Annotated in this window: 8 protein-coding genes; 6 read left to right on the top strand and 2 right to left on the bottom strand. The window is 56.1% G+C overall.

The features are described from left to right. Positions 1-51 precede the first annotated feature (51 nt). Together J1782_RS18660 and J1782_RS18655 are read right to left on the bottom strand one after the other, a co-directional pair. Positions 52-2,529: a membrane-bound PQQ-dependent dehydrogenase, glucose/quinate/shikimate family gene (locus J1782_RS18660; protein ID WP_217153708.1), complete on the bottom strand. Its 2,478-nt coding sequence runs from the start codon at positions 2,527-2,529 to the stop codon at positions 52-54. A 421-nt stretch (positions 2,530-2,950) separates the two neighbouring features. Beyond that, the gene (locus tag J1782_RS18655; RefSeq protein ID WP_217153707.1) at positions 2,951-3,838 is read right to left on the bottom strand and encodes a LysR family transcriptional regulator; all 888 of its coding nucleotides are present in this window, start codon (positions 3,836-3,838) and stop codon (positions 2,951-2,953) included. 141 nt (positions 3,839-3,979) lie between these two features. Between J1782_RS18655 and J1782_RS18650 the strand changes: the two genes are divergently transcribed. The 6 genes from J1782_RS18650 to J1782_RS18625 all read left to right on the top strand — a co-directional run bounded on the left by J1782_RS18650 (position 3,980) and on the right by J1782_RS18625 (position 10,315). Further along, positions 3,980-5,542, top strand: coding sequence for an ABC transporter substrate-binding protein (locus J1782_RS18650; RefSeq protein WP_217153706.1), 1,563 nt, complete (start codon positions 3,980-3,982; stop codon positions 5,540-5,542). Between the two features lie 98 nt (positions 5,543-5,640). Continuing rightward, positions 5,641-6,525, top strand: coding sequence for a dihydrodipicolinate synthase family protein (locus tag J1782_RS18645; protein WP_217153705.1), 885 nt, complete (start codon positions 5,641-5,643; stop codon positions 6,523-6,525). Beyond that, positions 6,522-7,472 carry a nucleoside hydrolase gene (locus J1782_RS18640; RefSeq protein WP_165059876.1) on the top strand — a complete coding sequence of 317 codons (951 nt, stop codon included), beginning with the start codon at positions 6,522-6,524 and terminating at the stop codon, positions 7,470-7,472. The genes J1782_RS18645 and J1782_RS18640 overlap by 4 nt, the downstream gene beginning before the upstream one ends. Positions 7,473-7,476: 4 nt before the next feature. Further along, positions 7,477-8,427: a nucleoside hydrolase gene (locus J1782_RS18635; RefSeq protein WP_217153704.1), complete on the top strand. Its 951-nt coding sequence runs from the start codon at positions 7,477-7,479 to the stop codon at positions 8,425-8,427. Continuing rightward, a complete protein-coding gene (locus J1782_RS18630) occupies positions 8,424-9,398 on the top strand; it encodes an ABC transporter permease (protein WP_152326725.1) in 975 nt (324 codons plus the stop codon). The genes J1782_RS18635 and J1782_RS18630 overlap by 4 nt, the downstream gene beginning before the upstream one ends. After that, positions 9,398-10,315, top strand: coding sequence for an ABC transporter permease (locus J1782_RS18625; protein WP_217153703.1), 918 nt, complete (start codon positions 9,398-9,400; stop codon positions 10,313-10,315). The genes J1782_RS18630 and J1782_RS18625 overlap by 1 nt, the downstream gene beginning before the upstream one ends.

The raw sequence follows: 10,315 nt of genomic DNA, 5'->3' as shown, positions 1-10,315 counted from the left end.
GCCCGCCAGTTCACACCGGCGGGCTTTGTTTTTCGACAAAATTAAATCGAATTACTTCTGATCAGGCAGTGCGTAGGCGATCACGTAGTCGCCGCGTTCTGCGGACTGACGTGCGCCACCGGCGCTGATGATGATGTACTGTTTACCGGTTTTCGGTGAAACGTACGTCATCGGGCCAGACTGGCTGCCCACCGGCAGACGGGATTTCCAGATTTCTTTACCGGTTGCGGTATCAAATGCGCGCAGATAGAAATCCTGCGTACCGGCGAAGAACAGCAGGCCGGATTGCGTTGACAGGCTAGCGCCCAGCGTTGGCATACCGACTTCCATTGGCATACGCATTTTGATGCCCAGCGGACCGGTGTCTTTTACCGTACCGACAGGAACCTGCCAGACGATTTTACCGGTTTTCAGGTTAACCGCAGACATGGTGCCAAACGGTGGTTTCTGGCAAGGAATGCCCAGCGGAGACAGGAAGCGCTCGCGGACTGCGCCGTACGGCGTACCGTCCATCGGCACCATCCCCATCTCAATACCGCTTGCGCCGGTCGGAACCTGTGCACGCGGAACCATGTAGTTCGCCAGACCCAGACGCATATCATTCACGAACATGATGGCGTTGTTCGGGTCAACCGACACGCTGCCCCAGTTCATGCCGCCCAGAGAACCCGGGAATTGCAGGGAACGATCCAGACCCGGAGGCGTATAAACGCCTTCGTGACGCATTCCTTTAAACTCGATGCGACACAGCAACTGATCCATCGGCGTCGCGCCCCACATGTCAGATTCTTTCAGCGTCTGGTTGCCGATGTTTGGCATACCGACAGAGAAAGGCTGCGTTTTGGAGTAGCGTTCGCCAGGGACGTTACCCTGCGGCACTTCACGATTTTCCACTTTCGCGACCGGCTGGCCGGTTTCGCGGTTCAGCATGAAGATCATGCCCTGTTTGGAGGTCTGCACCAGAACCGGCGTGCTGCCACCTTTGCCGTCCGGCAGGTCATACAGCAGCGGCTGAGACGGCAGGTCGAAGTCCCACAGATCGTGATGCGTGGTCTGGAACGTCCAGCGGACTTTACCGGTTGTGGCTTCAACAGCGACCACGGATGAACTGTATTTATCATCCAGCTCGGTACGCGTGCCGCCGAAGAAGTCAGGCGTGGCGTTGCCGGTTGGCATATAAATCAGACCCAGTTTCGGATCGTAGGACATCGCAGACCAGACGTTCGGCGTACCGCGGGTGTAAGTCTGACCTTCCGGTGGCAGTTTGGTGATGTTCGGATTACCCGGATCCCATGCCCATACCAGTGCGCCGGTGTGAACGTCAAACGCACGCACTACGCCCGGAGGTTCGCCGGTGGAGAAGTTATCCGCCACGCGTCCACCAACAACCACGACATTACCCGCGACCAGCGGGGTAGAGGTTTGCTGGTAATAGCCGGGTTTCACTTCGCCCATGCCGACTTTCAGGTCAACCACGCCGTTGTCACCGAAATCAGCGCAAGGCTTGCCGGTGTCGGCGTTGATGGCAATCAGACGCGCATCGATGGTTGGCAGGAACAGACGGCGTTCGCAGGTCGCGCTGACGGTGCCGCCGGTGGCAGCAGGCGCTTGCGGCGCATCTGTTGCAGGCGTGGCAGCTTCTGAAGCGGCGTTTGGAGTGGCCGGTTCAGCCGCAGGAATGGCAGCCGGTGCCTGTGGCGCTGCGCTGTTTACGCTGCTGTTCTCGTAATAGCCCAGACCACGGCAACGCTGCCAGTTAGGCGCGGTAGAGTTGGAGTCGTAAGACCACAGCTTTTTACCGTCATCCACATTCAGGGCGATCACTTTGCTGTACGCGGTACATACAAACAGTTTGTCACCGATTTGCAGCGGGGTGTTCTGGTCTTCAGCGCCGGAACCGTTACTCTGCGGGATATCGCCGGTATGAGCCGTCCACGCCACCTGCAGTTTATCGACGTTGGTTTTGTTGATCTGATCCAGTGCAGCAAAACGGTCGCCTGCGGTGGTGTTACCCCAGTTCGCCCAGTTTTTCTGTTCCGCACCTTTATCAACCGGTTTGACCGGAACCTGATCGTTGTCGGCGCTGATGATTGGCGTCGGGACGAACGTGTTACCGAATGCCGCGATCAGGGCAACTGCCAGCACGGCGGCGAGTGAGAAACTCGGCCCTTTGCGGGCAACAAGGCCCGCGCGCGTTTTCAGCAGCGGATACGCCAGTGCGACGAGGAAGGCCAGAACGCCGAACGTGAACAGGCGGGAGAACAGCGGCCAGAAGGTGAAACCGGCGTCCCAGATAGCCCAGATAACAGAAAGCACGAAGGCGACGGCGTAGAGCCACGCGCCCGAAGGCTTGCCTTTGAAAATTAAAACGGCGGAAACGACGAGGGCCAGACCCATCAGCAGGAAGTAAATGCTTCCTCCCAATGTGGCCAGATACGCACCGCCGATGCCGAGTGTCAGGCCGATAACGGCCATCAGCGCACTCAGCAGCCAGAGGAGCCAGGTCCATTTACTCTTAGTTGTTGGCATGATTTATCTCACTGCACTTATGTTGTCGACAAAAATATTGTAGTCAAGATGTGGGAAAAGCTGGAAACACGTAATGAACACCCGTTATCAAATGAACCAGATAGGACAATTTCGGGCAAATAGTAATACTTCTCATCGGGGTTGTGAATGTGTAACGAAGAGTTTGAAATTAGGTAAATTATTATAAGTGAGATTACTCTTTGTGCGGCGACAAGGTAGGGCATTGATATTTAATAATTAAATAATTTAACTTATTCAAATAAATGATATTTAAACGCTGATTTATAGCTTTTAAGTCTATATGGGCGCACTATTTGCCCACGAGAGCGTCGTTTGGTGTGAGGAATGTGACAGAGATCACTAAGAAGTATGATTTTGTGTGAACCTTTTGGTGAGTTTTACTGACGTGGGCTGCAAGTAGCTACAGATAGCCTTCGATTAAGGTCTTCATTTCTTTAGTAATATGTTCTACCAGACGGCTTTTCGGGATCTGCGGCGGGAATACGGCAAGATAGGCAATACTTATGTCTGGCGTAAAGGGCTTGAGCACAATATCGCTCTTGTGGTTGCGCGCCGTAATGTAATCAACGATGCCGATGCCCAGATTATTCCCCGCCATAATGCAGCAATTATTAAGCGACGTTTCGATAGGGTTGTTCATATACAAGTCGAGGCGGCTCATGACCTGATCCAGCTGTTCTCGCAGCGGCGTTTTCCGGCCGGGAATAATGGGGCGATAGCGGGTCAGATCCATGGCGGTGACCACATCCTGTTTCGCCAGCGGATGCCTCGGCGACATCACGGCCACGGCTTTGGCGGTTGCCAGCATCTCGGCTTCCAGCCCTTTCACATCGGGCTTTCCGAAGATAAACCCTACGTCGTACTGGTTGCCGGTCACCACATCCATAATGTGCGTCGTGCTTTCGATATCGAGAAACAGCGAGATATCCGCAATCTCTTCAATCAGCGGCGGCAGAACGTGTTCGACGCACAACGGCGAAAGCGCCGCGACGCTGCCGATGCGCAAAACACTGCCTTTTGAATGACGGATTTCGTCGGCGATACGTGAAATATGTTCAAGTCCGAGGTAAAGACGTTCGACTTCACGGTACAACTTGATGGCATCGTCGCGCGGAATCAGCCCGCGCCCGTCGCGGTCAAACAGCTTCAGATCGATGGCATATTCAAAGTCACGGATCAGCCTGCTGACCGCGGGCTGCGTGATATTCATCATATTCGCCGCCGCCGTAATCCCGCCAGTGAGGATCACTTTGTGAAAGGCTTCGACCTGTCGGGGATTAATTTTCATAATATTTCCTCAGAATCCATAACATTTGTTTATGGATGTAACACAAAATACAATTTTCAATCCAGAAGTCCACCCCCTAGACTCCAATTTACGATCTGTCACACATTGCCTGAAAATCTAAAAAAATTAAGGGTTAAATGCATGAGAAAGTCCGTTCTGGCCGCAGTGTTGTCCTCGGCGCTGGCCACCATTTCAGGGTTTCAAACCTTTGCGGCGCAAGCTGCTGACCTGAATATTGGTCTTGCTGCGTCAACGACTTCGATGGATCCTCAGTTTTACGTGGGTGGCGCCAACAGCGCGATGGCCCGCAACATCTTCGACGGCCTGGTGAATCAGGACGAAAAACAACACATTTCGCCTGCACTTGCCGTCTCGTGGAAAGTTATCAACGACACCACCTGGGAATTCGCATTGCGTCCCGGCGTGAAATTCCACGACGGCAGTGACTTCTCCGCCAAAGACGTGATCGCCAGCATCAAACGCGTGGCACTGGCGTCTAAAAACAGCCCGAGCGCCTACACGCCTTACGTCAACGACATTGCTGACGTCACAGAAGTGAACCCGTTAACGGTGAGAATTGTCACTAAAACGCCTACACCTTTATTGCTTAACAACCTGAGTCGCGTAGCAATTTTACCGGCACGTCTGGAAACGGTGCCGTCGCAAACCCTGAATGAAGGGAAAGACGTTATTGGCACCGGGCCGTTCAAATTTGTCAGCTGGACGCCGGACGACAACGTGGTGCTGGCGCGTAATGACCAGTACTGGGACGGAAAATCGCAGTGGGACAAAGTCACGTTGCGCGTCTTCAAAAACCCGAGCGCACGCGTGGCCGCGATGCGTTCCGGTGACGTGGATTTAATTGAAAGCGTGCCGACGGCGGACGGGCGGGATCTGGCGAAACAAACCAGCCTGCATCTGGAATCTGTCGCCGGTAACCGCATTTTGTATTTACACCCGGATCAGGATCGCGATGTGTCGCCGTTTGCCAAAGGGCCGGACGGTAGCAATCCGCTGAAAAAACGGGAAGTGCGTGAGGCGATGTCGCTGGCGATTAATCGTCAGGCAATCGTTGACCGCATTATGGACGGGCAGGGCGTTCCGGCGTCACAGCTGGTGCCGAAAGGGTATTTCGGTTACACGCCGTCGATTGCCGCACCGGTTTATGATCCGGCAAAAGCCAAACAGCTGCTCGCGCAGGCCGGATATCCGGACGGGTTTACCCTGACGTTCCACGCGTCAAACGATCGTTACCCGAACGATTCTAAAATTGCGCAGGCGCTGGGTCAGATGTTCAGCCGCGTTGGCATTAAAACCGACGTCGTGACCATGCCGGGCAGCGTGTATTTTTCGCGTGCATCCAAACGCGATTTCAGTCTGATTATGGGCGGTGCGGCGATCGAAACCGGTGAGGCGTCCGGCGTACTCGGGCCGTTGCTCGAAACTTTCGGGCCGAACGGCGGGCAGGGTAACCGCGGGCGTTACTCGAATCCTGAATTTGATCAAACGCTGGCCAAAGCGCGGGAAACCCTCGACGACGGCCAGCGCGAAAAGCTGTTGCAACAGGCCACAGAGATTGCGATGAAGGACGAAGGCACCCTTCCGCTGCTGTTCCTCTCGTATACCTGGGCGATGAAAACCCCTTACAGCTACACCGGCCGATCTGATGGCTACACATTGCCGTACTTTGTCCATCAAAAGTAAGTGTTCAGCGGCATAAGAACACGGACAACGTGCATACCGAACCAAGGCGGGAATAGAGCACCAACACCAGGGTTGTTCTAAGAAAAGAGAGAGAAGCTATGACTTCTTTTAGCGGTGTGTATCCCTATCTGGTTTCGCCGGTTACCCCCGACGGCCAGATAGACAAACCGGTGCTCACGGCACTGGTCGGGCATCTGATTGATAGCGGCGTGCACGGTCTGACGCCGTTGGGCAGTACAGGTGAGTTTGCTTATCTCAGCGCAGAGCAGCGCACTGAGATAGTCAAAACCGTCGTCGAAGCCGCTCGGGGCCGCGTTCCGGTAATCGCCGGAGTCGCAGCCACCACCATCCAGGACGCCGTCGCGCAAACCGCTCGCTACGCCGCTCTGGGTGCCGACGGTATTCTGGCGATCCTGGAGGCGTATTTCCCGGTGCCCGAACAGGGCGTGGAAGATTACTTCCGTGCCATCGCGCTGGCCGCCGGAAAACTGCCCGTCGTGCTCTACACCAATCCGCAATTCCAGCGTTCCGATCTCAGCCTGCCGGTGATTGAGCGGCTGAGTCATGTTGAAAATATTAACTATATTAAAGATGCGTCGACCAATACCGGGCGGCTGCTGTCGATCATTGAACGCACGCAAGGGCGGATGCAGGTCTTTGCCGCGTCGGCGCATATTCCGGTGTGTGTGATGATGATTGGTGGCGTGGGCTGGATGGCCGGACCGGCCTGTATAGTCCCGAAACAGAGCCTCGCGCTTTATGAAGCCGCACGCCAGGGCGACTGGAAAAAAGCCATGGAACTGCAACGGCCGCTGTGGCGCATCAACGAAATCTTCGCCAAATATTCGATTGCCGGATGCATCAAAGCCGCACTGCAATTGCAGGGATTTGAAGTCGGTGATCCGCTCCCGCCGCAAATTCCGCTCAATGATCCTGCGCGTCAGGAAATTGCAGAAGTCCTGCGTTCGGTCGGTGCCTTATGAAAACTCTGCCAGTGATTATTGACTGCGATCCGGGCATCGATGATGCCATTGCGCTGCTCAGTGCTTTTGTTGCACCGCAGCTGGACATTCTCGGCATCTGCACGGTGTGCGGTAATCAGCCGCTGATGAATACCACCCGCAACGCGCTGCAAATTACCGAACTGGGTTATCGTGTGGACATTCCGGTATTTGCCGGATGCCATCAGCCGATGCTGCGCGCGCCCATCCACGGCCAGTTCCACGGTGAAAACGGCCTGGGGAATACCGCGTTTCCGGCACCCAAAAAGCAGCCTGAAACTCAGCACGCCGTTAATTTCCTTATCGACAGCTGCGAGCAGGCGATTGCGGATAATCAGCCGCTGACGCTTTGCGTACTCGGGCCGCTGACCAACCTTGCCACGGCGCTGCGCATCAAACCGCACATCGCCGCCGGTATTTCCCGCGTGGTGCTGATGGGCGGCGCGTACCGCGAAGCCGGTAACCGCACCATGACTTCTGAATTCAACATGCTGGCCGATCCGCACGCCGCGCATATCGTTTTTTCCAGCCCGCTTAACATCACGGTTTTACCGCTCGACGCGACGCATCAGGTCATTCTGACGCCGGAACATGTGGCGAAGTTTGTGAAAGTTTCCGGCCGTATTTCTGCGCAACTCGGTGAGCTGATGGCGTTTTGGGATCGCAACGACGTGCGCCGATATGGTTCCCGCGGCGGGCCGTTACACGATCCGCTGGTGATCGCGTATGTCCTTGCGCCGGAGCTGTTCGGCACGGAAAAAGCACGGGTCTTTATCGAACATAACAGTGAGTTATGTCTGGGGCAGACCGTCGCCGACTGGTACGGAAAATCGGGCGAAACCCCGAACGTCGATATTGTGACACGCGTGGATGCGAACAAAGTCTTCGCGCTGTTTTACGAACTGCTCTCACGCTATGCCGGGAAATAATCCTATGACGCAGCGCATCATTATTGATACCGATCCGGGCGTGGATGACGCCATTGCGCTGTGGCTGGCGCTGGCTTCGCCGGAACTGGACGTGCTCGGCGTGACGGTGGTCGCCGGAAATGTGGCGCTGAAAGACGCCGTACAGAATGCCTGCAAAATTGTCGCGCTCTCGGGAAAAACTGCGACGCCGGTGTTTGCCGGTGCGCCCGGTCCGCTGGTGCGTGAACAGGTTTACGGCAAATATGCACATATCGGCGCGTTCAGAAATGAGCTGGTGCCGGATTGCGAACTGCAACCACAGGCGGAACACGCCGTCGATTTTCTGGTGCGCACGCTGAGAAAAGCTGCCGGAGACAACGACCCGGTGACGCTGTGCGTCATTGGCCCGATGACCAATATTGCGCTGGCGCTCGGGATGCACCCGGACGTGGCGCGCGGCATTAAACAAATCGTCACCATGAGCTGCGCGTTTACCGCGCTCGGGCACCGCGTGCCCTGGGCTGAATTTAACGTGTACGCCGATCCGCACGCGGCGGAAAAAGTGTTTAACAGCGGCGTTCCGCTGGTGATCATGCCGCTGGATATGACGTTTCAGGCGCTGATTGGCACCGACGATATTGACGCCCTGAAACAGGATGGCGGCCTTCCGGGGCAGGCTATTGCGGCGCTGCTGGGCGCGTTTGATCGCAGCGATTTACGCCGTTTTGGCCGGGACGGCGGGCCGGTTCATGACGCCACCGCGATCGCCTGGCTGCTACAGCCGGGGCTGTTCGATGGTTTACCTGCCCGCGTGGGCGCTGAGATCTCCGGCAAAACCGCCGGTTATACCTATGCTGATTTCTGGCAAAAACTGGCGACACCGCCCAATGCGCACGTCATGCAGACCGTCGATGAATACGGATTCTTCAGCCTGCTGCGCCGCGTGATTTCCCGCTATGGTACTGCCCTAAAATGAGCCGATATCTGCTCGGCCGGTTCGGACAAACGTTACTGACGCTGTTTGTGATGTCGCTGCTGGTGTTTGGCGGCGTTTATCTGGTGGGAAATCCGGTGGATCTGCTGCTCAGCACCACCGCAACGCCCGCCGAACGGCTCAGCGTGATCCAGTCTTTCGGCCTCGACAAACCGGTGTGGGAACAGTACGGCCTGTTTCTGGTGAACGCGCTGCACGGCGACATGGGCAACTCCTTTATCTACAACCAGCCCGCGCTGCACCTGATTTTTCAGCGGATGCCCGCCACGCTCGAACTGGCGCTGGTGGCGTTTGTGCTGGCGCTGGTGATTGGGATCCCGCTCGGCGTTTATGCCGGTTTGCGCCCGGACGGCTGGCTTTCCAAATCCATCATGACCGTCTCGATTTTAGGTTTCAGCCTGCCCACATTCTGGATCGGGCTGATGATGATTATGTTTTTCAGCGTCAAACTGGGCGTTCTGCCCGCGTCGGGGCGTGGTGCAACGGTGGACGTTTTTGGCGTACCCGTCAGTCTGTTTACCGCTGACGGCCTCGCTCATCTGGTCCTGCCTGCGTTCAATCTCGCATTGTTCAAGATCTCACTGATTATCCGCCTGACCCGCGCCGGTGTGCTCGAATGTCTGCAACAGGATTTCATCCGTTTTGCCCGCGCCAAAGGGCTTTCTGAAAGCCGCATCGTGCTGGTTCACGTTCTGAAAAACACGCTGATCCCGCTCATTACCGTCATCGGTCTGGAGCTGGGATCCCTGATTGCGTTTGCCGTCGTTACCGAAACCATTTACGCCTGGCCGGGAATGGGCAAACTGATTATTGACTCGATTGCGGTGCTCGACCGGCCGGTGATTCTGGCGTATCTGATGATCACAGTAGTGATGTTCAGCCTGATCAACCTGCTGGTGGATGTGTTGTACGTGCTGGTCGATCCGCGTGTTCGGCTGGGAGGCGAAAGCTGATGACATCTGATTCAGTACATACGCGAAACATCGTGCAGGGCAAAGCGCATTCGGCGTTTTATCACACTGCGCGCGCGCTGCTGCGCAATAAATTCTCCCTTTGCGGCCTGATTATTTTAGGGATCGCCATTTTGCTGGCGGTGCTCGCGCCGTGGATTTCGCCGCAAAATCCGTACGATTTATCGCAACTCGACATTATGGATGGTCGCCTCAAACCGGGCACGGCCAGCATGAGCGGCATGATCTACTGGCTGGGCACGGACGATCAGGGGCGCGATTTACTGAGCGCCATTCTTTATGGCATGCGAACCAGCCTGCTGGTCGGCGTTTCAAGTGCGCTGATCGCCCTGACTATTGGCGCAGCGCTGGGGCTGACCAGTGCGTATGCCGGCGGCAAAACCGATGCGCTGATCATGCGCGTTGTCGATATCCAGCTGAGTTTCCCGCCGATATTAATCGCGCTGATTTTGCTGGCGGTGCTCGGGCAGGGCGTCGATAAAATTATTCTGGCGCTGATCGTCACGCAGTGGGCTTACTACGCGCGCACGGTGCGCGGTTCTGCGCTGCTTGAACGCCGCAAAAGTTACGTGGACGCCGCACGCAGCATGGCGCTGTCGAACCCGCGCATTCTGTTTCGCCACATTTTGCCCAACTGTCTGCCGCCGCTGATTGTGGTCGCGACCATGCGCATTGCCTACGCGATCATGCTTGAGGCCACGCTCTCGTTTCTTGGCATCGGCCTGCCGGTGACCGAACCATCGCTGGGCTTACTCATCGCCAACGGCTTTGATTACCTGATGTCCGGCGACTACTGGATCAGCGTCTTCCCCGGCGTGACGTTGCTGGTGCTGATTGTCGCCATCAACTTAGTCGGTGATGCGCTGCGCGACATCCTTAACCCCCGGAATAAGGATTGA

Origin of the sequence: Rahnella sp. BCC 1045, assembly GCF_019049615.1 — a bacterium.
Lineage (GTDB): Bacteria > Pseudomonadota > Gammaproteobacteria > Enterobacterales > Enterobacteriaceae > Rahnella > Rahnella contaminans.
This window is presented reverse-complemented; position numbering and strand designations above follow the sequence as displayed.

Coding starts and splice junctions, on each gene's coding strand:
- J1782_RS18640 (WP_165059876.1), top strand. CDS start 6,522: ATGAAAACTCTGCCAGTGATTATTGACTGCGATCCGGGCATCGATGAT.
- J1782_RS18635 (WP_217153704.1), top strand. CDS start 7,477: ATGACGCAGCGCATCATTATTGATACCGATCCGGGCGTGGATGACGCC.
- J1782_RS18660 (WP_217153708.1), bottom strand. CDS start 2,529: ATGCCAACAACTAAGAGTAAATGGACCTGGCTCCTCTGGCTGCTGAGT.
- J1782_RS18650 (WP_217153706.1), top strand. CDS start 3,980: ATGAGAAAGTCCGTTCTGGCCGCAGTGTTGTCCTCGGCGCTGGCCACC.
- J1782_RS18625 (WP_217153703.1), top strand. CDS start 9,398: ATGACATCTGATTCAGTACATACGCGAAACATCGTGCAGGGCAAAGCG.
- J1782_RS18655 (WP_217153707.1), bottom strand. CDS start 3,838: ATGAAAATTAATCCCCGACAGGTCGAAGCCTTTCACAAAGTGATCCTC.
- J1782_RS18645 (WP_217153705.1), top strand. CDS start 5,641: ATGACTTCTTTTAGCGGTGTGTATCCCTATCTGGTTTCGCCGGTTACC.
- J1782_RS18630 (WP_152326725.1), top strand. CDS start 8,424: ATGAGCCGATATCTGCTCGGCCGGTTCGGACAAACGTTACTGACGCTG.